The sequence below is a fragment of the Arenimonas caeni genome, from assembly GCF_003024235.1.
Taxonomy (GTDB): Bacteria; Pseudomonadota; Gammaproteobacteria; order Xanthomonadales; family Xanthomonadaceae; genus Arenimonas; species Arenimonas caeni.
The window spans coordinates 347,621-371,745 of the sequence record NZ_KZ679084.1 but is presented as its reverse complement, the minus strand read 5'-3'; the positions used below and the strand labels follow the sequence as shown (position 1 = coordinate 371,745).

Annotated in this window: 18 protein-coding genes; 12 read left to right on the top strand and 6 right to left on the bottom strand. The window is 62.8% G+C overall.

From position 1 onward, the window contains the following. Positions 1-2 precede the first annotated feature (2 nt). The 7 genes from C6N40_RS01785 to C6N40_RS01760 all read left to right on the top strand — a co-directional run bounded on the left by C6N40_RS01785 (position 3) and on the right by C6N40_RS01760 (position 8,963). Complete coding sequence (locus tag C6N40_RS01785; protein WP_106989284.1) at positions 3-659, top strand: haloacid dehalogenase-like hydrolase; 657 nt, start codon at positions 3-5, stop codon at positions 657-659. Continuing rightward, a complete protein-coding gene (locus C6N40_RS13925; RefSeq protein ID WP_162782023.1) occupies positions 656-1,441 on the top strand; it encodes a hypothetical protein in 786 nt (261 codons plus the stop codon). Before C6N40_RS01785 ends, C6N40_RS13925 begins: the two co-directional genes overlap by 4 nt. Further along, positions 1,442-3,391 carry an asparagine synthase (glutamine-hydrolyzing) gene (gene asnB, locus C6N40_RS01780; RefSeq protein WP_106989283.1) on the top strand — a complete coding sequence of 650 codons (1,950 nt, stop codon included), beginning with the start codon at positions 1,442-1,444 and terminating at the stop codon, positions 3,389-3,391. After that, entirely contained in the window at positions 3,388-4,467 is a 1,080-nt protein-coding gene (locus tag C6N40_RS01775; RefSeq protein WP_106989282.1) for an EpsG family protein, read from the top strand. Before asnB ends, C6N40_RS01775 begins: the two co-directional genes overlap by 4 nt. Positions 4,468-4,482: 15 nt before the next feature. After that, a complete protein-coding gene (locus tag C6N40_RS01770) occupies positions 4,483-5,577 on the top strand; it encodes an acyltransferase family protein (protein WP_162782022.1) in 1,095 nt (364 codons plus the stop codon). A 262-nt stretch (positions 5,578-5,839) separates the two neighbouring features. Next, positions 5,840-6,961 (top strand): glycosyltransferase family 4 protein, encoded by a 1,122-nt coding sequence (locus C6N40_RS01765; RefSeq protein WP_106989467.1) that lies wholly within the window; start codon positions 5,840-5,842, stop codon positions 6,959-6,961. A 16-nt stretch (positions 6,962-6,977) separates the two neighbouring features. After that, positions 6,978-8,963, top strand: coding sequence for an acyltransferase family protein (locus C6N40_RS01760; protein ID WP_162782021.1), 1,986 nt, complete (start codon positions 6,978-6,980; stop codon positions 8,961-8,963). Positions 8,964-9,182: 219 nt separating this feature from the next. Here C6N40_RS01760 and C6N40_RS01755 read toward each other — a convergent pair whose 3' ends face one another. Further along, positions 9,183-10,217: an IS5 family transposase gene (locus C6N40_RS01755; protein WP_106989279.1), complete on the bottom strand. Its 1,035-nt coding sequence runs from the start codon at positions 10,215-10,217 to the stop codon at positions 9,183-9,185. A 623-nt stretch (positions 10,218-10,840) separates the two neighbouring features. Here C6N40_RS01755 and C6N40_RS01750 point away from each other — a divergent pair. Next, the gene (locus C6N40_RS01750) at positions 10,841-11,851 is read left to right on the top strand and encodes an NAD-dependent epimerase (protein WP_106989278.1); all 1,011 of its coding nucleotides are present in this window, start codon (positions 10,841-10,843) and stop codon (positions 11,849-11,851) included. 3 nt (positions 11,852-11,854) lie between these two features. Here the strand turns inward: C6N40_RS01750 and C6N40_RS01745 are convergent, their stop codons facing one another. The 5 genes from C6N40_RS01745 to C6N40_RS01725 all read right to left on the bottom strand — a co-directional run bounded on the left by C6N40_RS01745 (position 11,855) and on the right by C6N40_RS01725 (position 20,669). Beyond that, positions 11,855-12,643, bottom strand: coding sequence for a hypothetical protein (locus tag C6N40_RS01745; RefSeq protein WP_106989277.1), 789 nt, complete (start codon positions 12,641-12,643; stop codon positions 11,855-11,857). A gap of 11 nt (positions 12,644-12,654) precedes the next feature. Beyond that, positions 12,655-17,976: a site-specific integrase gene (locus tag C6N40_RS01740; RefSeq protein ID WP_162782020.1), complete on the bottom strand. Its 5,322-nt coding sequence runs from the start codon at positions 17,974-17,976 to the stop codon at positions 12,655-12,657. 35 nt (positions 17,977-18,011) lie between these two features. Next, the gene (locus C6N40_RS01735; RefSeq protein ID WP_162782019.1) at positions 18,012-18,584 is read right to left on the bottom strand and encodes a hypothetical protein; all 573 of its coding nucleotides are present in this window, start codon (positions 18,582-18,584) and stop codon (positions 18,012-18,014) included. A 574-nt stretch (positions 18,585-19,158) separates the two neighbouring features. Continuing rightward, positions 19,159-20,346, bottom strand: a complete 1,188-nt coding sequence (locus C6N40_RS01730) for a type II toxin-antitoxin system HipA family toxin (protein WP_106989274.1) — start codon at positions 20,344-20,346, stop codon at positions 19,159-19,161. Then, positions 20,346-20,669, bottom strand: coding sequence for a helix-turn-helix domain-containing protein (locus C6N40_RS01725; protein WP_106989273.1), 324 nt, complete (start codon positions 20,667-20,669; stop codon positions 20,346-20,348). Before C6N40_RS01725 ends, C6N40_RS01730 begins: the two co-directional genes overlap by 1 nt. 460 nt (positions 20,670-21,129) lie before the next feature. On the opposite strand from C6N40_RS01725, the gene C6N40_RS14375 reads away from it, so the two are divergent. From C6N40_RS14375 to C6N40_RS01705, 4 genes are all read left to right on the top strand, one after another. Next, entirely contained in the window at positions 21,130-21,252 is a 123-nt protein-coding gene (locus C6N40_RS14375; RefSeq protein ID WP_338024571.1) for a hypothetical protein, read from the top strand. Between the two features lie 99 nt (positions 21,253-21,351). Then, entirely contained in the window at positions 21,352-21,927 is a 576-nt protein-coding gene (locus C6N40_RS01715) for a hypothetical protein (RefSeq protein ID WP_162782018.1), read from the top strand. A 146-nt stretch (positions 21,928-22,073) separates the two neighbouring features. Beyond that, a complete protein-coding gene (locus tag C6N40_RS01710; RefSeq protein WP_106989271.1) occupies positions 22,074-22,436 on the top strand; it encodes a hypothetical protein in 363 nt (120 codons plus the stop codon). Beyond that, positions 22,433-24,103, top strand: a complete 1,671-nt coding sequence (locus C6N40_RS01705) for a hypothetical protein (protein WP_106989270.1) — start codon at positions 22,433-22,435, stop codon at positions 24,101-24,103. Before C6N40_RS01710 ends, C6N40_RS01705 begins: the two co-directional genes overlap by 4 nt. The last annotated feature ends 22 nt before the right edge of the window (positions 24,104-24,125 follow it).

Genomic DNA, 24,125 nt, shown 5'->3' with positions numbered 1-24,125 from the left:
ATATGTCCGCGACTAGAATCTTTGATGTCTGCGGAACGTTGGTTCTGGACGACACCACTATCGGGCTTATGCGCTGGCACTTCCGGCGGCTAGGCCTTAAACGGCGCTGGATCTTGGCGATGGCTGCTCATCGATTTAGTCCTGTCCGGTATGCCTTCTCTGCTGTCGAGCGCGTCACCAAGAGTCACGTCCTGAAGCACGTTCTTCTTGCGCTCCTATACAGGGAAGAGATGAATGATTTGAATCGAAGTGCAGCCGAGTATGCGGACTGGTTATTAGAGAATAGGCGCATTTCTGAGGTTCAAGAGATACTGGAAGGACTGCCTGCTGGCGGTCGAATTATTCTAGCGTCTGCAAGCTTGGAGCCAATTGTTGCCGCCCTCGCGACAAGGTTGAGTGCCTCGTATGTTGCCAGCGAGCTTGAAGCGGCTGGGGGTCGTTGCCTTGGGCGTTTGAAGCACGATCTGGCTGGAAGAAAGATTGATGCGCTTGATGAGAAGCTTGGTCTCGGGTGGCGCATCTGCCCGTATCTGGCGGTGAGCGATAACCTCTCTGACAGGTCGCTGCTTGCTGGTGCAGAACGCGCCTATGTTGTCCTGCACTCGGAAAGGCATCGGAAGCGTTGGCGAGAACTTGAGGCAGAGTACATATCGATATGAACAATAAGATCCTTTACTCGCTTCCGTTTTACTGGTTCTGGGGTACTCGCCTTAGGAGTGCCAGCGTCGCCTTTCATTTGCTCTTCGAGTGGGGTGCTGCTGTCTTTCTGATTCTTGCGCTTTCGGGCGGCGATTGGGGTCCCGCGCTGTACCGGGGGATCCTCTGCTACCTAGCGTTCATCAGCCTATATGAGATTGGCTACATCATTAATGATCTAAAAATCGCGCGTCGGGAGGTTGGCGGGAGGCTCCGTGGCCCCCAGGGCGCGCACGCTGCGTGGTTTTGGACTTGGATAGCTACGCGATTGAGCTTATTTGCGGTAACCACGGTGCTATTAGGTACCCATTTGAGCTTGGCCTGGTGGACATTCTTTGGTGCTCTAGCATTTGTGTTTGCTCTTCATAACATAATCGCAGATCGCGAGATCAAGGCAGGCACATTCCTATGGCTGTCTTGGTTTCGCTTCATGGCCCCCATGGTATTCGTTCTGCCGGCCCATCTTGTGCTCGGCGTCGGGCTGGCTTGCTCTATGTCCTATTCAGCGTATCGGCAGATAGGCTATCTGGATAGCAAAGGAATGCTGCTGATGCCTGGAAGGAAGCGAGCAACTTTCAGGCTCGTATTCTTCCTTTGGCCAATGGCCGGTGCCGTTGCGCTCGCTACCTTTCCCGACGCATTGGGCTTTCATCTCCTAACTGGGTACTTTGGAGTTATTGCCATTTTGGGCGTCACCTTTTCAAAGGCTGCGATCTGGCTCAAAAGTAGAAGGCGGATTGCCTGAATGTGCGGAATCGCTGGCTTTTGGACTGATTCTGGAAGTAGCAGTAGATTGGTCGAATCTGCTCGCCTTATGACGGACCGTATTGCTCACCGCGGACCTGATGCAGAAGGGATCTGGGTGGACGAAGCGGCCGGACTTGCCTTAGGGCACCGCAGGCTAGCAATTTTGGATCTCAGTCCCGCTGGGCACCAGCCAATGTGCTCTGCTAGTGGGCGCTACGTGATCGTCTACAACGGCGAGATCTATAACCATATTGATCTCAGGCGCGCCCTAGAGGAGGAGGGGGCGGCGCCCCAATGGAGAGGGCACTCAGACACAGAGAGCCTCCTCGCAGCAGTTGAAATGTGGGGTGTTCAGCGAGCGCTTGAATGCAGCAAGGGAATGTTTGCGGTCGCAATCTGGGACAGGGTGCTTAAGGAGCTGTGGCTTGCGCGCGATCGGTTCGGCGAGAAACCACTTTATTACGGATGGCAAGGGAAAACTTTCCTATTTGGATCTGAGCTCAAAGCACTTAGAGCGCATCCAAGTTTCAATGCGACCATCGACAGGGGGGCGCTCAGCCTTTACCTGCAATACAGCTACGTACCAGAGCCTTTTTCAATCTGGGAGGGGGTATCTAAGCTGCCTCCTGGCACCTACTTAAGGCTTCGTCAAGGCGAGCAAGAGCTTCAGCCAGTCGCTTGGTGGTCGCTGAAACGCGTCGCAGAAGCCGGTGTCTCTTCCCCATATGAAGGATCGGATCAGGAGGCGATCGAAGATCTTGAGAAGATCCTAGGCAAAGCAATCGAAGACCAGATGGTTGCCGATGTGCCCCTCGGCGCACTTCTCTCCGGTGGGATTGACTCCACTTTGGTGACGGCGCTCATGCAGGCACGAAGCGGTCGGGCGGTTCGTACCTTCACTATCGGATTCCACGAGAAGGCGTTTGATGAAGCCTGCCATGCCCATCGAATTGCCGCACATTTGGGCACTGAACACACTGAACTCTACCTCTCCGGAGCAGATGCGATTGCTCTGGTACCCACGCTTCCCGATGTCTATGACGAGCCGTTCGCGGACTCATCTCAACTTCCGACCCAACTCGTGATGCGTCTTGCCCGCCAGCACGTCAAGGTTGCGCTCACTGGCGACGCAGGAGACGAAGTTTTTGGTGGGTACAATCGCTATATCCTTGGTCCCAAGTTGTGGAGACGGCTGTCCTTCCTTCCAGCTCAGTTTCGCCGCATCGTCGGGCGCGCCTTGACTGCAGTTCCAGCATCTACGCTGAACAATGTTCTTTCAGTTCCGGCCCGGGTGGTTGGCGTTTCGCTCCCCGGCGACAAGGCTCATAAGCTCGGACAAAGGATGCGGTTTATCCGCAGTATTGATGATATGTACATCTCGCTTGTAAAAGAATGGCATGAGATTGACGGCTTGATAGTCGGGCGTCCTATTGGTCCAAAGAGCGTGCTGGATTGCCGAGAGAATTGGCCTCGTCTGAGCAGCCCGATCTATAGAATGATGGCGCTAGATGCCATGACGTATTTGCCTGGAGACGTACTTACCAAAGTAGATCGCGCTGCGATGTCGGTTTCCCTCGAGACTAGGGCGCCATTTCTAGATCGCGATGTTGTCGAGTTCGGTTGGACGCTCCCAGAGCGTTTGAGGATTCGCGACGGAAAAGGCAAGTGGCTTCTGAGACAGGTACTGGGAAAGTATGTTCCCCGCACTTTGGTAGAGCGACCTAAGCAGGGGTTTGGAATCCCGATCGATGACTGGTTGCGCGGCCCACTTCGCGACTGGGCAGAGCAGATGCTTGATGAGAGTAGACTGCGCCGCGAAGGCTACTTGGAACCTGGGCCTATCAGGGATGCGTGGCGCGCTCATTTGCGTCGCGATGGGTCCTTTGGTCATCGTTTGTGGTCTGTCCTCATGTTTCAAGCATGGCTTGAAAGTGCTCTGGATAGATGAGCATCTGGCCCTATCTCGCGTTCTTTGCGCTAGCCGGGCTCCCCGCTTTGCTCTTTACCAAGCGAGTCCACCGTGGACTATGGGTCGCCGTATGGTTCTTCTGCATCCTTTTTGTTGGTCTCAGGCATCAAGTCGGAGGTGACTGGGAGGGCTATCTGCTCATCACTCAGCGGATTTACGGCCTGCCGCTAGCGGATGCGATTAAAGAACAAGAGTTGTTGTTCTCTCTGTTGACCTGGCTATCGTCAAGGGCGGGCTTTGGTGTCTATGGTGTAAACGTAATTGGAGCCGTCATTTTCTTCTCCGGGCTGTTTGCGTACTGTAGAAAACTCCAAGCTCCGTGGCTTGCTCTCGCGGCATCGTTGCCATTTCTCGTCGTCGTTGCTGTTATGAGCGCTAACCGTCAAGGTATAGCGATCGGCATCGTGTTGTATGTCATGTCTGTTTGGGATAGGTGGAGTGTACTGAAGAGGTCGGCGGGCATTGCGCTGGCGGCCCTATTTCACGCAAGTGCGGCGGTACTTCTTGTACTTTCGGTCGTAGACCTAAAGATATCGCGGTGGAAGAAGGGTTTGTTGTTCCTTCTTGTTGGTTCTTGCGCTCTATGGCTACTAGTGCGCTCGGAGGCCGCCTTTCTGAGGTACACGCAGACCTACATTAGCGAACAGCCGGAGGGCGTCTATTCGCCAGGGGCGCTATTCCATCTTCTGCTCAACCTAGTCCCGGCGCTGCTAATTTTGCTTTACCGCCGTAAGTGGCGAAGCGTTGTCCCAAACTGGCCGCTTATCAGACAGCTTTCTTTTGTCGCGATTGGACTTGCCCTTCTAGTGCCATTCTTCAGCGTCGCGGCTGGTCGGTTCTCGCTATATCTTTTTCCTATATCACTAATCTTCGTTTCATCTCTGCCAAGCCTTTTCAGGCACGCAGAAGCGCGAGCGTTAGTTAGAACGATTCTCGTGGTTCTCTTGGCGATGGTCTTGATTGTCTGGCTTGCCTTTGCGAATACCGCAAACACGTACCACCCCTACCAGAATGTCCTGATGCTAGATGCTCATCAACTGGAACTGCCTAAGTGAGTGTTCTCAATAGACATGTTTAATCAGGTTTCTAAGCACGGCAATCCGCGCGATGTTGGTCTGGACGCCTTGCGGGGGTTTGCAATCTTGCTAGTGGTTGTTCATCACGTAGGATTGAGTTTTCCGAGTGCTGAGTCCAGCGTGCTAACGCGCTTTCTCATTTCCATTGGTTGGGGTGGGGTGGACCTTTTCTTCGCAATAAGTGGCTTCCTAATAACTGGCATCTTGCTCAAGACGACCGACGGGGCTGACATTAAAGGGTTCTTTATTAAGCGCATATTTCGAATTGTGCCGCTCTATTTGGCTGCGCTTTCTCTTTTTTTTCTTGGTTCGGTTTTCCTGGGTCATGACAAGGAGATTATTGATCGTATTTGGATCAATGTGTTGTTTCTTACTGCTTGGGCGATCCCATTTCTCGGCGAGAACGGCGTTCCCTACACAATAACGTGGTCCGTTTCGGTTGAGGAAACGGCATACATAGTCTTCGGTTTTGCCGCGTTGTTCGGTGCCCGCGCTTTCCGCCTAGCTCTGATTTGCATAGTGTTCTTCGCATTTTTGGTTCGGGTTATTTTTGTCATGTTGGGGTTTGAACCGGAAACGATCTACTATTTTGCCCCTGGTCGACTGGATGCTATTGCGCTCGGGGGGCTTGCAGCTGTTTTCTTGTCAAGTCCAGCCCGTACGAACTGGCGGCAAGTGACCGTTCTAATGGTCTCCATCCTGGTTGGGCTCGGCATTCTGTCTGGTTGGTCGCGAAGCAACGCCTTTGTGGCGATGTTTGGCTACAGCGCAATTGGAGTTCTTGCAGCTTGGTTAGTTGTGTCAGTAAGCCGACTGAGGTGTGGTGACCGTGCGCTTCCTGTGAATCTCTTTGGTCGACTAGGGCTAGTCTCGTATTTCGTGTACCTCTTCCATGGCTTCGTAATTGCCGCAGTTAAGATCCTTTTCCCCCAAGCATCTGATTGGTCAGTCGAAATGCTGACAGTGCTTGTGGTTCTGCTTACATACTTACCTGCCATGCTGTCGTGGAGGTTCTTCGAGCAGCCTCTAATTCAGCTTGGTAGGAGGCTTTCTGAGGTTAGGCGAGCGAAAGCGGCGGCGTTGCAGTAAAGCGTTGCTAGCAAATTTGATGCCTGAGGGTCCCCGGCGTCCGCCGGCCTTAAGGAGGCATGCTTCGGAGCCGGCTTTTGAGGCGGCCCACTATGCAGCGATCTTTGTGCTGTGTTGCATGTAGTGGTCGGTTTTCTGGGATTTGGTAGCTAACTACAGTCTATTTTCTTATTGCTGGTAGTGGAGGGCGGACGACTTCGTCAAGCACCGGCGCACTGATTGAGTGCCAGTGATGTCTTTACTGAAGTCTATGAGGGCAAGCATGAGGATTGTTCTTTTCGCGAACACCGATTGGTATCTGTACAACTTCCGTCTTTCTTTGGCCTTGCACCTTCGTGAGTTGGGACATGACGTTTTGCTCATTTCTCCTGACGGTCCCTATGGAGTGCAATTTGAGGCTATGGGTCTGCGCTGGCTGCCTGTTGCTCTAAAGCGGCGTAGTCTCAATCCGCTGCGCGAAGCCGGTTTTGTGCTCTCGTTGGCTCGCCTGCTTCGCAGGGAGCGACCAGATGTCATACATGGCTTTACTCTCAAGTGCGCCATCTACGGATCGCTTGCCGCGCGTTTGGCTGGCGTGCCTGGGAGGGTAAATTCAGTCACCGGGATGGGCTACGTTTTCGCAAGTGAGGATTTGAAAGCTCGCCTGTTGCGCCCGCTGGTGCGCATTTTGATGCGATGGGCACTCGACGGGGCCCGAGCACGCCTAATTCTCCAGAATCCGGATGACGTCGCGTTCTTCACGACAAACCGGTTGGCCGATCCAGCTCGGATCCGCCTCATACTCGGCTCAGGCGTGGACTGTGATCGCTTCAGTCCTGGGCCGTCGCGCTCGCCAAACGGGCCGCTGCGGGTGTTGCTTCCAGCGCGCTTACTTTGGGATAAGGGGCTTTCCGAGTACGTGGCCGCGGCCCGGCAACTCAGAGCTGAAGGCCATGAAATTCACTTTCTATTAGCGGGGGAGCCGGATCCCGGCAATCCAGCGTCGGTGCCGGAGCTCATGGTCAGGCAGTGGGCTGAAGAGGGTGTGCTGGAGTGGCTGGGCCATGTCGCGGACATGCCGGCGCTATTCCGCACGGTGGATATCGTAGCGCTGCCAAGCTACCGCGAGGGGCTTCCAAAAGGCCTGATTGAAGCGGGAGCTTGTGGCTGTGCGCTGGTCACCACAGAAGTGCCTGGTTGCCGGGAGGTCGTTACGCACGGGGTGACGGGACTGCTTGTGCCCGCTAGGGATTCGGAGTGTCTTGCGGACGCGATCAGGCAACTGTGCCGGGATGTCCAGATGCGGATTCGGCTTGCCGCTGCCGCGCGACGTGATGCAGTGGATCGATTCGATGAGCGGATCGTCTTGTCAAACACGCTCGAGACCTATCGGAGTCTGGCGTGATATGCGGAATGTGCCGATGCTGAGGTACCAACCACACATCGACGGACTTCGCGCCGTCGCCGTCCTCTTGGTGATCCTGCATCACTTAGGTGACTGGGCCGGCATGGGCGGCGGTTATGTAGGCGTGGATGTCTTCTTCGTTATTTCCGGTTATCTGATCACTTCCGTCGTCAAGGCGGAGATCGAGCAATGCACCTTCACGATTGGCGGGTTCTACAAGCGGCGGGTCATTCGCCTGGCCCCCGCCTATTTCTTGGTACTGGTGGCGACAACGGTGGCCGCCCTGGTCTGGATGCTCCCGGCGGAGCTCGCCGAGTATTCCAGGAGTGCGGCCGCCTCAAGCGTCTTTTTGGCCAACTTCTTCATGTGGCGCGAGGTGGGGGGATACTTTGGCGTCAGTGCGGATACGGTGCCTCTCCTGCACTTGTGGTCGCTGGCGGTGGAGGAGCAGTACTACCTGTTTTGGCCCTTCTTCCTGCTGGTCGTCACTCGACTGCTGAAGCGGCGAGTTATGCCGTACTTGCTCGTTGCGCTGGTAATAGGCGGCGTCGCCGTGTCCGAATGGGGTGTGCAGAAGTATCCGGCCGCCGCCTACTACCTGCTCCCGACGCGCTTCTACGAGCTGATGGTTGGTTCGTTGCTCGCCTATTTGCCAGCTGTTGCCGCGCGGGCCGCAGTGTCTAACGTACTCGCCGGCGCAGGCGCAATGCTCGTCCTGTACGCTGGATTCACCTTCAACCGCGAGACTCCCTTTCCTGGACTGGCGGCTTTGGTACCGGTGCTTGGGACCGCCTTGTTGATCCGCTGTGGCGAAGGCACCTGGGTCGGCCGCCTTCTCAGCACCCGGCCGGCTACCCAGATGGGGCTGATTTCCTACCCGGCCTATCTGTGGCACTGGCCCATCCTGGTATTCCTCGGGCTGAATCAGATTGAAGTGACGCGGGATGTGGGATTGGCGGTCTTGGTTTCGACGTTCGTCCTGTCCTGGCTGACGTGGAAGTTTGTCGAACTTCCAGCTCGTGCGTTCCGGAATCGGTCCCCTCGTCGCGTCGTGGTCCTCGGTGCTGGTCTGCCCGTGTTCGCCGTGTGTCTGGCGGCGTGGATGCTGGTGGCAGCCAACGGCCTGCCGGCGAGGTTTCCGGAATCCCTGAACAAGAAAAGCGAAGCCCTGCTGGCGCATCCCAACCGGCTTCGGGGTCGCTGCAACGAGGGTCCACCCACCAGTCCTTTGCCTCCCGACAAGTGCATTCTGGGTCGCGCAGGCGGGCCAGTGGATTTTCTACTGGTAGGCGACTCTCACGCGAACCACTTCACCGGATTCCTGGACGAGCTCGGCAAGGACGCGAATCTGCGGGGTTACGACATGACCCGCAGCAACACGCCCTTTCTTCCGGGCGTCGACCGGTGGCATATGCGCAACGGCGCCGAGGAGCACCACGAAGCCTTCGTTCCGCGAAACAGGTACGTGTCGTCACTTCTGGCTTCTAACCATTACCGGGTGGTTGTGTTGGCCGGCAATTACACCGGATTTGCGGATGGCGAGATCATCCGTGCGGGAGACTTGACAGGCGAGAAGGCACTGGCGTCTGGTTTACGGAATGCAATCTTAGAGGCTAAGGCGTCTGCGGAGAAGGTCGTCATAATTACGACCATTCCGCTTCTAACTGCCGGATTGAGTGACTGTTCGCTAAGGTCGGAGCGGTTTGACACCGAACTTGACTGCACCTTAGACAGGAGGCACCACGAAGAGCGCGCCGCTGCAGCAGGTCGCATTATTGAGTCGATGAGGCGTGAGTTTACTGATGTGGTCTGGGTCGAGCCAGAAGTTCTGATGTGCAGCGAGAATCTCTGTGAGACGGAACTGGATGGAGTTCCACTCTATAAAGATCAAGGGCACTTGAACGACTACGGATCCCGCCTGCTCGCCAGGAGGCTACTTAGTCGTTGTGGTAATCCACTAAACCGGGTCAACTCCATTGGGTTTTTATGTGGCGACAAGTAGTTAAATTTTCACAGGCCGATTTGTAAGGGGATTCGGTTCTCCTGTGAGTTAGCAGAACAATAAACGGGCACCTCTAAAAACCCCCGCTCTCGCGCCCAAAGCCCTCAGCAGAGCGCCCTGCTGACGGCGTCAGGCTGATCCTCTGGTGACGGCCAGCCGCTCGTAGTGCCCATCGGGCGCGATTTCGCCCGCGATTCGCCGGATTTCCGGCCTTTTGCCTCATTTACCCGTGCTGCGGACGGATTCCAGGTGCGTCAGGCGCTTGAGGTTGTAGCAGACCGCCATCATCGTCATCGCAAAATCAGCCCGCGCCTGGCCGATGGTGCGCAGCAGCTTGCCGCCCATCTGCGCGATCGCGCCGAACACGTGCTCGACCCGGGCGCGCACGGTGGCGATGCGGCGGTTGCGCTGCTTCTGCCGTTCCGGGAGTTCGCGGTTGCGCTGCGCCTTGCGCTGGATCATCGGCTTGAGGCCGCGCGCCTTCAGCGCCGCTTCGCGCTCCTGGCTCGGGTAGCCGCGGTCGGCGTAGACCGCGCTGCCGGTGTTGCCGGCGTCGATCACCGCGTCGAAATGCTGGCTGTCGTGCTCGCTCGCCGTGCCGGTCTCGATCTTGCGGATCAGCTTGTGCTTGGCGTCCACGCTGGCCGACAGCTTGTAGCCGAAGTGGCTCTTGCCGTGCTTCTTGGTCCAGCTTGCGTCGGTGTCGCGCTGGCGCTTCTGGGCCGGCGTCCAGTCGGGTTCTTCGCCCTTCTCCAGCGCCGCCTTGTCTTCCTTGTCGATGTGCTGACGCGGCGCCGGCACCAGGGTGGCATCGATGATCTGGCCGCAGCGCGCAAGGTAGCCGCGCCGCTGCAGTTGCACCTGCACCGCCTCGAACACGGCCCTGGCGGCATCGGCACCGATGCGGTTCTCGAAGGTCCAGACCGTGGTCCGGTCCGGGATCGTCGCCGACTGCTGCAGGCCGCAGAAACGCTGGAAGCTCAGCCGGTCGTTGATCTGGAACTCGACCTGCTCGTCCGACAGGTTGTGCAGGCGCTTGACCACCAGGATGCGGACCATGGTCTCGGTCGGATACGGCGGCCGGCCGCCCTGCGCGCTCTCCGGCCGCGGCGCGATGCGGTCCACCTCCGCTGCGAGCGCGGCGAAGTCGATGTGCTTGTTCAGCGCGATGAGCGGATCGCCAAGGCGGTCCAGCTTGGACTCCCGGCGCTGGCCGGCGAACAGATCGGGGCGAAGGGCGCTACGCTTGCTCATGCGGCTCGTCGAGGCATCAGGCGACGGTCAGCATTGTGCCGCCCGCCGAGAGGGATGGGGAGGTTTTTCGAGGTGCCCAAACAAAACTTCGTATGGTTCGAGCACAATCCAGAGTCGCATCAGTTTCAGTTTAGCTGATTGGCTCATCCGCATTCGCACGATGTTGCGAGCCCGCAAAAGGCGCTGAACTCGGTAACTTCAAGACCCTTTTGCTTGCAGTGGTTTGCGCACTTTATTTGTTGGTTTTGGCTTGCTTCAGCGCACCAATTAAGGAGTTCGCTCCGCGCGCCAGCTTCCCGACGGTTCTCTGTCGATGATCGGGCATTGAGGCTTTCCGGTGTGGTTGGCGTTGAGGTTGTCAGTAAGGCAATAGCTAGAAGGGCTCTCGTGTTCATTAGTGACTCCAAGTGGATTGAGAGTGCCTCGGCACAGCTTGGTTCGCGCTATCTGCCCGGCGAACGGGTACGGAGTGCTTCCGAGGCGGAATCAGGATGGATAACTATTCGCCCGGAATAAGTAGTAAGAGCAAGTAGGTTGGGGTAGTAGAATTCCTATTATTCGGTACCTCACCCGGGGCCTAGGGTGTTGGTGGTGATGAGAATCGACATTGGAGTGAGTTAGGAATGAGAATGCTAGTGACCGGCACCGCCGGCTTCATCGGCTCCCACGTCGCCCACGTCCTGCTGGACCGGGGGGAGGAAGTCATTGGCTTCGACAACCTCAATGACTACTACGACCCCACGCTCAAGCACGCCCGCCTGGCGCGCCTGCAGGCGCTGCCGGGCTACACCCACGTCACGGCCGACCTGGCCGATCGGACGGCGGTCGAGGAGGTCTTCGCCAAGTACAAGCCGAAGCGGGTAGTGCACCTGGCCGCCCAGGCCGGCGTGCGTTACGCGGCCCAGAACCCGCATGTGTACGTGTCGAGCAACGTCACCGGTTTCCTGCACGTGCTCGAGGGCTGCCGCCACCATGGCGTCGAGCACCTGGTCTATGCCTCCACCAGCTCGGTATACGGCGCCAATCTGAAGATGCCGTTCTCGGAGCATTCGCCCACCGAGCATCCGCTCACCCTGTACGCGGCCACCAAGAAGGCCAACGAGCAGATGGCGCACAGCTATGCCCACCTTTACGGCATTCCGTGCACGGGACTGCGCTTCTTTACGGTGTACGGCCCCTGGGGCCGGCCCGACATGGCGCTGTTCCTGTTCACCAAGGCCATCCTGGCCGGCGAGCCTATCAAGGTCTTCAACCACGGCCACCACAAGCGCAGCTTCACCTACGTGGACGACATCGTGCAGGGCGTGGTGCGTGCGCTCGACACCGTGCCGGGCAAGGACCCGGCCTGGAACGGCCTCTCGCCCGACCCGGCCACCAGCGGCGTGGCGCCCTACCGGCTCTACAACATCGGCAACGAGCAGCCGGTGGAGTTGCTGCGCTACATTCAGGTGCTCGAGCAATGCCTGGGCAAGAAGGCCATCATGGAAATGCTGCCCCTGCAGGCCGGCGACGTGCCCGACACCGAGGCCGATGTCTCCGACCTCATCGCCAACGTCGGCTACCGGCCGGTGGTGCCGGTGGAAGAGGGCGTGGCGAAGTTCGTGGCGTGGTACCGGGAGTACTACAAGGTCTGAGACTCAGAACAACTGCGGCTGGAGGGGGAGGGGCACCACATACACCTGCACCAACCGATCATCGGTCCAGATGCCGTCCTCGCTGCAGTGGAAGCGGCCGACCAAGGCCATCATCTTGTTGCGGTCGGTGTGTTTTCGCTGTGCGCTGAAGTATCGGTCCTCCTGGCGGAAAGTAAGCCGAAGCTTGGCGCCCGCCCTCAGGTGGTCAAACCGAGGCAGGTGGGGCGTCAGGGATTCCAGACCTTCGATGGCCGCTGGCGGCGCTGGCGCTTGGTAACACGTCGCGCCGCGAACCGTCCTTTCAGGCCCGTACCACTCCAGGTCCCGCGCGCAGATAACGCCCTCGTAAGAGTACCCCGGTCCGGCAATAGAGGGCTGCTCCGGCACGTTGAACGTCCACCTTTCCCCGGCAAGTTCGAGCACCACCGGGTATCCGAGTTCCCTGATCGCCTTGTTCGCCATGTAGTTCGGAGAGCGACGCCGGGCCTGGTACGGCCGGGCGTTGATCGCATCGGCAGTGTACTCCCGGTAAGTCGTCTCAATCGCACGCTCCACCAGCGCTTCGTGTGGTGCTACGTTGATCTCGTAGGTAAGCAGCCTTCGGTTCTTGGCCATCTGCAGCGCATTCATCCACGTCTTGGTGTTCGGATAAGGCTTGCTGGTTGCCGAGGCGCGAGCGTTCCGGAAGATGGCCGTCACGAAACTCTCGATCGCGGGCGTCGCATGAGCCTGAACTCGCATCAGCCTGAACTCGGCCGGCGAAATCGCGGGGATGGAAATAACGAGGGGCATCCGATGTCTCCTCAGGAGTGGTGGGCGGGCGTGTCGGGCCGGCCATGGCGGTCGGAGGCCAGCGCCCGCACGAGCCAGAGCTGGGCCTGGTAGGCGACCGCGCCGCTGTTGATCGGCTTGAAAGCGTGGGTGGCTCGGATGCGCAAGCGCGGCGGGCAGTCGGACGGCTTGGTCGGGCTGAGCGTCGTGACCCGGACGTCCTTGAACAGGGGATGCCGCCGGCACCACGCCCTCCAGGCCTTGTCCGGCACCCGCACCACCAGATCCTTGGGCTTACAGCCCATCGCCAGGTACCACTGCAGCGCGTCCAGCAGCACTTTCTCCGGCTGCAGCCGGTCCGCCCGGCGATCCCGGTCGCGCCACAGGGCGATGACCGCGCGCGCCTGGGCCCGGTGCTCCGGCGTATCGGGCAGCGCGTTGATCCGCTCGCGACCCGGCAGGGTCAGGAAGCCGGGGGGCAACGTCCGGGTCAGCTGGCAGGCACGAAACTGCGACGGCCTCCCGTCGCCGAGGCCGGCAGGCAACTGGCCGCGGAAGTACAGGCTCTCCTCGTAGACGTCCCGCTCGCCCGCCAGCAGAGTCGCCATCATCGCGGGCGCCACACCGAACAGGGCGCCGAGTTCCACGGCCGACGTCCGCTCCTTGGCGGGATGGGTCAGGATGCGGTGCAACTCGTCCGTGTCCGGCCAGTGCGGGGCCGCGTCGACGGTCTCGTCGGGCGGCATCTCGCGCGGGGGCTGCGCCAGCGTCAGGCCGCGCCACGGCGCCAGCGACCTCTTGCCCGCCGCGAGCGCGCGAACCAGCGCGTGCCGCGTGCCGGGCGCACGCGTGGACCGACCCCACAAGGCCGTGGCCTGGGCCGGTTCCAGGCGCGGCAGCAGCGAAGTCGCGGCCTGCGCGACGCGCCATTCCTGCTGGTGCAGGTAAACCAGGTGCCCGGTTTCCATGTCGGCGTGGCCGAGCGTCACGGCCCAATGGGCGACGGCCCGCCGACTGGGCACGTCGGTGCCGAACAGGTCGCGCCGTGCCTCGCGTGCCTGCCGGTCGCGCGCCGTGGTCGGGGCCACCCAGTGCGCGTAGGTCTCGTTCGCGTAGGTGTGCCGCAGGTGGTGCGGCCGCACGTTGGCATCGCCGGTCGCCAGACGCAGGGCCTGAGTGAGCAGGGCATGCACCCTGGCCCGATCCATCAGGTGGCGCGGCGAGCGCGGCTCGCCAAACAGCGGAAGATCCGCCGCGTGAGGATCGCGCAGTCGCACCCGCGCCACGGTCCGACGCAGCAGTTCGCGTCCGCGGGGCGTCAAGCGCTCGGCCAGCAGGACGCGCCGCGTGGCGGCGTCACTCTTGAGCTTCTTGTTTTCGCGGTTGGGGCGGATCAGGGCGAAGCGCTCTTCGTGCCCGATGTCCCGCAGCCGCAGGTGGAACGCCTCGCCAAAGCGAGCCCCCAGGGCGGCCATCAGATGCAGCAGCAACTCTGCCGCCTCCCTCTCCACCTGGGTCTGCAGCGGGCCGTGCCGGAGCAAGGCGACGGCCCTTTCCCGCTCATGCGGCCACACGACGTTCGCATCGATCCGGGAGGCGCCCCGCGCCGCATCGGCCGTAACGGCGGACCAGTCGATCGGCTCCGCGCCCCAGAGGTCCTCGAGCATCTCGTGGAACATCTGCAGGGCCAGGAGGCGCCGCGAGCGCTCGGATTGGCCAGCCGAAACGTACACCTTGCGATAGATCGCCTCGCGCTCAGCCGGGTCGACGTCGAGCAGGGTGTCCTCAGGAAGGAGCTCGAGCAGGCGCCGGATGGGCGAGAGATACGCGCCAATGGTCGATTCCGCGAGGACCGGCTTCAGCCGTCCGCCCTCGGTGCGCAGGCTGTAGACGAAGCGAAGGAAGGCCTCCGCTGCCACGGTCAGCGCGTTCCTGGCGGTCCCCGACTTCGGCGTGCACAGCGTGGCCAGCTCCTTGCGCAGCGACGCCATCTCCGTGTCCCCGAGCGACGTGCCCGCGATTCCCGCCTCCCGGCCCAGTTGCTCGAGCGCGGCGTCGATTTGCTGCTTTTTGGGCACGTTCAGCGCCTTGATGCGGGGCGTGCTCCGCCGCATCCGGCGCGGCGGCGTCTTCACGTAGTGCCCCTTCAGGCGCGCGAGCGCGCTGCGCGGCAACGCGGCGCTCGGACGGCTCGCGTCCGCATGGGACAGCAGCGTCCCGGGCACGTGATGGCGAAACCACGCCAACAGGTGCGTGCGCAGCCAGCGCAGCCGCGAGCGCGGCGTGCCGTCGGGCAGTCCGCACCCGCCAGCCAGACGCACGAGCCACGCGTCCGCCGCCCTGAGGATCTGCTCCTCTGGGACTGCGGGGCGATGCCCAAACCGGGCGTGGTAACCGACCAGCAAGGTGGCGGTGAGCTTGTCGGCCACCCAACGCCACGTTTGGTGATTCTCCGTGTATTCAATCCAGACCTGGTCACCATCGACGTAAAGGTCGGGCAGCGCTTTCTGAAAGCGCATCAGGCTATCCTTGGGCACGAGCGCCCCTGCCGCCATAGCCGCCAGGAGCACCAGCGCCTGCGCGCTCGCCACCCCCTCGTCCAGCGCCGCGGGCCACTGCGCCTCAAGGCGGGCCAGCACCTGCTCACGCAGGCGGCCACCGAGGCGGATGGCGCGGATCTCCTCGCGGGCGTAGGGCGTGGGGTGCTCGATGCGGGGCATCAGGTGCCTGCGCACCGACGCCCTCGAGCGAAAGCGCTGCTTCAACTGGGACAGGCTGAGGCTGGAGAGCTTCCGATCCACCCGCTCCAGCGCCCGTTCCCGCTGCCGGGGATCGTCGGCCAGCGCCTGCGTCAGCAGGTCCCTGATTCGCGGCAAGATCAGCTCGGCCGGCAAGCGCGAGAGCGCCACCTCGTGGAAGACCGCCTGCATCCGTAGCACCAGCAACCGGCTCTGGGTCCGCTGGTGGACGCGCTCGGCGTCAAAGTCGCCAAATAGGGGCGTGGGCGACGTCACGAGGGCGATGGTCTTGTTCGGATCGGCCCCCTTGTCCTGCGGCCACGCCAAGGGCCGGACGCCGAGGCGCGTCAGGAAGGCGGACAGGTGTGGCCGCAGTTCGTCCAGCAGCGCCGCAGGCGCCTGCGGACAGTTCGGGTCCGCTACGGTGCCGGCGAAGTCGGAGTGCCCCAAGAGCGCCCGGATCGCATCCTCCCGCATTCCGCGGCCCAAGAGGAACTGCACGAGCGCCCCGCGGTTGGCGTTGCGCGCCCACGGAAAGGACTGCGGCCAGAGCGCGCACTCCTCCTCGCCGTTGATCGGCAGGGCCCGCCACTCGCCGCGCTGCTTCTTGAGCACGAACAGCACGGGCGCCGACGGATACGCCTCGTGGCCCCCGAGCGTGGAGAGCAGCCCGCCGGCCAGCGTTGGGTCCACGTCTGACAGGCGGTCGGCGATCCACCGCACCATGCGCCGCCGCGCCGCCTCCAGGTCGCACAACACGGGATCCAGAGGGCAAAGCCTGGTGGTGTCGCGCAAGTTGGACTGCTTCTCCGCCAGTTGCGCCAGGCGCAGGTCGACGTCCAGATCCTGCCGTAGGTTGAACAGCCCGTCATGGGGGCGGGCGGCTGTTCCCACCCGCAGGCAGTGATGGACGAGTCGATTGACGTTGTTGGCGCATGCCACCGCCGCGTCCAAGGTGTCGGCGGGGCGCGCAATCTGCGTCTGCACGCGTGTAAACGCGTCTTCGATCAGGCCATGCCACTCATCCAGGTCCGGGATCAGCTCCGATCCGATCCACCGCGATAACAGCGAACGCTGCCGATCCTCCAACTCCGGCGGCGTGAGCTCATCGCCGAACAACGCTGCGCAGGCTGCCCGGTGGACGTCGTACAAACGCTCAGCCGGCAGCGCCGCATAGTGGGCCAGCACGATATGAACCATTCCCGAGTCGGGCTGTGCGGTCGACGCCATCCAGGTCGACTGGGTCTGGCGCAGGATCTCCATGCTCACGCACTGGCGCACGCGCGTGGGCGTGAGGGCGAGGCGCAGCTTCGCCTTGATCTCAGAAAGCGTGCCGGGCCACGCCTGGTCGGCCTTCGGGAAGGCGGCGCGCAAGGTGCCGACCGAGCCCGGTAACCGTGCCCGCACCAATCGGGCGAGCGAGTCCGGGATGCCGACCACCACGCCGGTCTGGTGATCCTCAAGGCACCGATCCTCGGGCTGTCGGCGATGTGCCCGTTCCGGCCTCTTGGAGGGCAAGAACGCCAACAAGCGCTCGCAGTCCCACGCGAGGGTGGGCGTGGGCGGCAGCGTCCCAGCGAGCATCGCCTCGAGGCTCGGCTCTATGGAGGCGTCCATGAGCATCTCGGTCGGCACCGCCGTCAGGATGGACAGCGCGCCCAGCACGATTCCGCCCACCTCCTCGTCCTTGCCCAAGCTCGCGAGGATGCTCTGGGAGAGTGCGTGCGCATCGCTCGGCGGCAGCGCGGTGAGATGCCAAGGCGGCATGGCGCAGAGCAAGCCGTAGCCACTGTTGAGCCGCAGGGCGGACGGGCAGTCATCCACGGACGCGGGGCCTTCGATCGCCTCGACATAGCGGTGCGTGCCCCGGTCTTCGGGAGCCAATCCCGCTTCGTCCGGCGAGATGGGACCCTCAGGGAAGTAGTGCGTCCTGACCGCCTCGAGCGGGTCGGGCTCGCCCGTGATTCGCGTCGGCTGGAGGCGGAGGCGAGGCCTCGTCTCGATCAGGCGGTTGACCGCCTTATAGACATCCACCCAGCGCGCGGGCCCCGCGGGCACGGGCAGCGCCGGCTGGCAGAACAGCTGCAAGCCGTCCTCGCCCCACGTCAGGTGCTCGTTGAAATCGTGTGCGATTCGTTCGAGCAAGGTCGAGTTATCCGTTTTCCTCAGCTCGGTGAGCACGAGATTGCAGGCGTTCGGGAGGCGTTCCGCAGCGGCATCGCGCCCGATCTTCGGATCGTTGGGCAGGTCGGTTGCCGTCAGGCGGGGTACAACGATGGGCGCCAGCGCCAGCGCCGAAAGGCGGCTGCGCACCTGACGCTGATTGAGGGGTCCCCAGTGAACCAGACTCGCGTACACGGGCAGTTCGACCATGTGCCCGGTGATCGGGTTGTTGGCCTGGCTGTCGTGACGAGAGCCATGGTCAAAGGCCTCGGCGCGGGTTGCCTGTTCGATCTCGCTGGCCTCGGTGGCTAGATTGCGCCACAGGGAATTCTGCGGGTACAGGCCTGCAAGGCCGGAGAAAAGCATCTGCAACCCGCGCGCCAGCTCGTGCGGTGCGATCAGGTCGCTCGGCAGAAGGTGGTCCGGCAAAGCCTGCCGGATCAGCGTGTACAAGCGGTGGTAGGCGGGGTTTCTCGGCGCGTCCATGCCTAGTGATTCCTCCAGTTGAGCGGGCCAACGTCCTGCGGGCCCGAAGGGTGTTTGGGATCGGTCGAGAAAAGCCTAGCGCCCTGCGCCCCGCCCACGGGGATCGAAAGTCCGGAGTTTTTGACGCATTTACGCTTGCCGAGTTCACGACCTTTGTTTGTCCGCTCAGACCCCTTTCTGGCGGGGGTACCCCCAAAAAAGAATTTCTGGGGTCTAGCCTCGGCGCAGAAATGCATGAACTCCTTCGGCGCCACGCCGGTGAGGGCCGAGTAGTGCGGATAGTCGCGAAAGGCGCCGAAGGAGGTATTGCGCTGCGGCGGCTGCAGTCGCGAGGTGTCGTGCGCGCCCAGCTCGCTGGCCAGCAAATTGACCGCGGCGCGGTGGCACTCCTGCGCCAGCCGCGTCAGCCGGGGCAGGTCGGGTCGCAGCCGGATCAGGCCTGCGATCGCAAGCATGATCCGTCCGAGCACGTGTTCGAGCGAGTGCGCCCACGAGGGGATGGCCTGCTCACCCACCAAACGAATCAGCAGGGTCGTGGCAACAGCGGTAGGGTTTTTCTCAGCAGGCAGGGGCATTGGCGTGGTCTCTTAAGGCGGGGATGCGATTGAGGTGGGCGAGAGTTTGATCAAGGCGATGGCCCTGTGCCTCCCGAAACCCCCCTCCTCCAGAGGGGGTGTTTCATCGGTCGGGCGTCCGCGTTTCCTCGTCCACGCCTTGCCCCGGGCGCGCGAATTGGTGTGCAATCGCGGGCATGGACACCGCAAATCCGAGCGTCGTGGCAGAACTGGCAGCCGCCTTTGTTCGCGGCATGGGCACCGGCGCAGTGGCCTTTCTCGGCCTGCTGGCCTGGCCCGTTTACCAGTGGAGGTTGAGGGCCTAGTGTCCGCGGCGCCCTGAGGGGTGCGCGTAGCGGGATTCGCGCCAACGGCGTGGCATCTCGAGTGTTTCGCACGGCGTGTCCTTCTGCCTTCGGCCCGCGTCCTTGCGGGCCAGATCGGTACGAGCGATGGGAGGCCTAGTCTGCCGCAGCGACCCCCGGGCACGGCGGTGCTAAACCCCCCAAATGGTGAGGGTTTAGCTTTTCGGGGTTGACCAGTGGAGGGCAGAACCCTGAGGTTCGTGCAGGGAGTTGATCTTCCTACGTCGGGCCTAGCGCTGCGCCTCGGCGCACAGCCTTTGCAGCACCTGCGCCCGCTCACCCGCCGGCATTGCGAGCCGGTGAAGCTCATCGCCCAGCCCGCTTGCCGCCTGGATCGCCTGCTCCAACAGCGCCTCGGCCTCTCGCGGCTTCAGGCCAAAATCACCTGCACCGGACAGCACGTTCCCTCTGGTCCGAACCCTACCCTGTCGACCCGCGCCGATGGCGAGGCTCTCGCCCCCTTGGGCCACCAGATCGAACGCCGGCGCCAGTCGCCAGGCCCCATCGAACAGGAAGCCGTGGTTCTGCAGGTGATCATCAGTGTTTCCGATGGCGTAGTTGAACGCCATCCGACGGAATAGCTCCGGTCCCGCGCCCTCCACGCCGATGCGACGAGCCGCCGCAGCCATGGCGGCGTAAGTGGCCCGACCCGCCGGTGCCACGGTGTCGCGCTCGGAGGCTCGATAGACGTTGAGCAGGCTCCTGGCGCTCAGGTAGTGCACGGGCTCGCCACCGCGGCGATCGAACCTGTCCACGAGCAAGACGCTCCTGCCGTGGACAGTGACGAGGGTGGCATTGATGGCGTCGATGCCCGACCGACGCGCCAGCGCCAGACAGGCGGCTTCGACCTTGGGCACGTCGACCGTGTCGTGCTGCGGCTGCTGGAACTTGGCAATGACCTCGCGGCCGTCGATGCTCATCGCGGCCTTTGGGCGGGCACCACCCAAGGCGCCACTCTGCACGCAAAGGATTTCGTACAGCGGCGGCGGCGGGAACCCGCCTTCGGCCAAGGTTCGCGAGGCTTCCTCGAGCTGCTCCAGCGTCACCTGGGCATAGGGCGTCCGCACCGGAGCAAGCGCGGTGCGGGACAGGGAGGCGCGTACCGCACCACTGCCACTGCCGGCGGTGGCCAGCACCCACTCGGCCTCGTCCCGCGGGGGGCGCTGGGCCAGTCGTTCGATCAGCCGGCGGCCCCAGCGGTCGGGCCCGGCATCCGAGAGCACGCCCGGAATCCCTTTGTTGTCCTCGATGACGCGCTCCGCGTCCTCGAGCGGCAGGTTCAGCGGGTCCAGCGGATAGGCGCCGGCCGTCTCCAGCCAAGTCGGGGCGTACCGGAAGGCGCCGACACCACGTGCCCAGTCGAGCCGAGCCGCGACCTGCCACTGCCCACCCAAGGGAGCCCACAGGTAGAGCCGCATCAGAAGTCCTCCCGTCTCGACCGCTCGCCCATGGCCTTGCGCCGCAGCGCATCGCCCGTGGGATCTGCGCGAACCGTCCCCACCAGGTCAGCAAGCAGGGAGGGCGACAGGGCGGTCAGGACCTCAAGGAACCGGCCGATGGCCAAGGTCGGGTCACCCCTCTCAAGGCGCTTGAGCGTCGCCACGCTGATGCCGGCGCGCGAGGCCAAATCCTCGTGACGCAGCTTTCGGGCAAGGCGTGCATCGCGGATGGCGCGGCCCAGGCCCGTCAGGGCCTCGACGGTCTCCGGCGACATAGGTAGTGGTCGGGTGTGCAGGCTCATATATGATCGTTTATACGCCTTTTTGGCTCACATGCAAGCTAAGCCCGGCGGTCAGACAGCGCCCATTTCCAAAGCCATACGACCTGCAGCCCAAGCGTAACGGCGGGGAGGGGGTGTAAGGGCTATGCCAAGCAGCCTTCCGGTAGCGCGGGCTCGAGGGCTTGTGGATGCGCCGGCCATGGCCATCCCGCTAGGCCCCAGGCGGTTCGCGGTGCTGACGAGTCAGCACGCTGTGATCGGCCGCGGGAGCGTCTTTCGGAGTTGCTGTCGGCAGTCGACTCCGGCTACTGGCGCATCGCAAGCTGCTGGCGCAGGTGTCGCTGGTGCAGGCCCGGTCTGCACAAGGTTCCCGGAGACTGCGTGGCGCGCCTCTAGCGAGGCTCCTGGGTCCGGCTCGACATGGCGCTGTTCCAGTTCACCAGGACTCTCTTGAAGGTGCTGCCCCCCCCAGGCCGGCGACGTGCCAGACACCGAGGCCGATGTCCCCGACCTCATCGCCAACGTCGACTACCGGCCGGTGGTGCCGGTTGAGGAGGGCGTGGCGAAGTTCGTGGCGTGGTACCGGGAGTACTACAGGGTCTAGGCCACGCCCCCGCGGCCCCTCGGCGGGGCTGGGAAAGATTCGCATGGGTGCGCCGGCTGGCTGCGGCTCAAATGACCCAGGGCCACAACGGAGCTCCCGATGTTCGCGCAACTATTCCTGGCAACCCTGATGCTCGGTCTCCTCGGATTGGTGGCGCTGGCCGGCGCCGAGCAGATGCGTTCCTTCAGCGTGGCGTGGGTCGGTCTGTCCGTTTATGCCTTCCTGGCACTGTGCTGGGGCATTGCCTTCAAGCGACGGTCCCAGGAGATCTGGCTGTCCCGCGCCTATAGCCACACCAGCCGCGTCGAGCCGCTGCCCGGCGCGTTCGCGCGCGGGGCGGGCTGGGGCCTGCTCTGGTGGGGCCTGGGCCTGGGCGCGCTGTGGCTCGATGCCCGGCGCCTGGCCACCGACGAGCTGATCAACTACGGGCTCGGCGCCTTCCTGGCGCTGGTGCTGGTGCCGCCGGTCGTGGGCTGGCTGTGGCGGGTGAAGTCCTCGGCGCGCATCCCGAATCCGCACGTCACCCGCGAGGCGCCGGTCACCGTGGCCAGCGCCGGCCGTGCCGCCTGGGGCCTGGCCAAGGTGCTGTTGCTCATCGTGTTGGCGCTGCTCGGCTTCATTTTCCTGGTCTTCTTCGGGCCCTGGCTGCTCATCCTGCTGGTCAAGGCCTTCTAGCAAACCGCGGCGCCGAGAAAAATTCCCACCCGGCCCGCATGGGCCTGGATGTGGTCAGGCGCTAGTCTGGAATCTCCCCGGGTACGGACGCGATCGGCTCCCACCGCCGGGGTATCCATGACACCAGGGGACACAACGTGACGCAAATGAAGAAGATCGGGGGCGCACTGGCCCTGCTCGGCGCGCTTGGCTTGGCGGGCTGCAGCAGCGGACCTTCGGAAACGCAGGCCCGGGCCGCGGTGGAGCGGCACCTGGACTCCCTGAACGAGCAGATCGTCGCGATGGCCGGCCAGCGCCTCGCCCGGAACATCGAAAGATACGAGCTGACGCAATTCGAACTGGTCGGTTGCGAGAAGGCAGGCGAGGCCCATCAGTGCGACATCATCTATTCGATGAATACGCCGATGGTTCCGGTGAAGGACAAGGCGGTAACGGTGCGCGTGCGCAAGGCCGATAGCGGCTGGATCATGATTGGCTCCGCCGCCGGCATGGAGGGTCTGGGCGGATGAAAACTCTCGCATTGCGCCGCAGCGCGCTCATGGCCGCCATTGTTCTTGGTCTGGCCGGCTGCACCACCGAACACGAACTCACCGAGGCGGAGTTCGAACGTTTGATCTCGTCCGGCAAAGATGTGCTTGAAATCGAAGGCGAGCCCTTCACGGGCATCCTCGTCGTCCGGAACGGGGAAAAGACCAAGGCGCGGTTCGAGTTCTCCGACGGGTACGTGGACGGCGTGCAGGAAATGTTCCATGCCAACGGCGAGCCCCAGTCGCGGCAGGTGGTCTATTGGGACAAGGAGAAGGAAAGGCCGGTCAAGGATGGTGTCCAGCAGGAATGGAACCCGGACGGCATCCTGGTCTCCCGCCACGAGTACGACGAGGGCGAGGCGGAACTCGTGGAAACCTGGTGCGACGACGGCAAAGACAAAGGCCGCAAGGAATTCGACGACGGCAAGCTGCGCCTCGAGAAGACGTGGAGCTGCGACACCGGCAAGCTGGTCGGCGAGGCCCACTTCAATGCCGAAGGCGAACCGGAGGGCGAGCAGAGGGCCTGGAGCCCCGAGGGTCAGCTTGTCGGCCGCTCCCACTATGTGGCGGGCGAGAAGCAGGGCCTGCGCGAAACCTGGCACCCTGACGGCAAGCCCGCCAGCCGCGGCGAGTACAGGGCGGACAAGCCCGTGGGTAAACATGAAGCCTGGAACGAAGCCGGCGACCTGGTGGAATCGGGGACTTACGGCGAGGATGGCGAAAAAACCGGCCTGTGGACCGAGAAGTACGGCGATTCGTCGCGCCTGGTGCACTACGGGCCCGATGGCTTTATCTCGCCGGGTGTTTCCGAAACCTTCGTACGGGCCATCGCCGGCGACCGGGCCAACGCGGAAACGGCACGCTTCCTGCTCGACGAAGGGCAGGTCAAGGTGGACGACGGCCTGCCCGCTGGCTACAACGGTGACCCGGTGGCCGGCCGCTTCAGTTTTCCGGTGAGCCGCTGGACCTACCCGGTGGTGGTGGCCCATCCGGACGTGCTGCCGGTGCTGTTGGCCGGGGGGGCCGACATCAACCAGGCCGACAGCGAAGGCCAGACGCGCCTGCTTCGCTGCGTGCGCCAGTTCAAGGGCGTGCAGGGGCGTAGTTGGGAGGCAGGCTGCCGGCCCGATGAACTGGCGGGCCTTGTGGAAAAGGGCGCCAGGGCCGGCATCGCCACGCGCGAGGGCCGTAACCCGCTGCATCTGCTGGTGCTGGACACCAAGCGCAAGGACAGCGATATGTGGGGCCGCCGCGTCGGCGCCGCGTCTGCGGCGCGGGCGCAAGCACTGGCCCTGCTGGTGAAGGCGGGTGCGGACCCCAACGGCGCGGACCGGGAAGGCCATACGCCGCTCAGCCTGGCCCTGCAGTCGCGCCGGGCGGACCTCGTGGCCGCGCTGCTCGCTGCAGGTGCGAAGGCAGACGGCGCGGCAGCGGGAGGCACCCGCGCCGTGCACTGGACGGTGCTGGTGGACGCAAACCGTTACGAGATCGACGGCAACTTCCTGGCCGAAGTGATCCCGATGTTGGCCCAGGCCGGCGCGGATGTCTCCGCACCGATGGACTGGGATGGCGAGCAGGTCAGCCTGCGGGACCTGGCTGTACGCCACGGCCTGGTGGACGTGGCGAAGGTGCTCGACGCCAGCAAGTAACCAAGGCTCGCCCGGCGGGGGC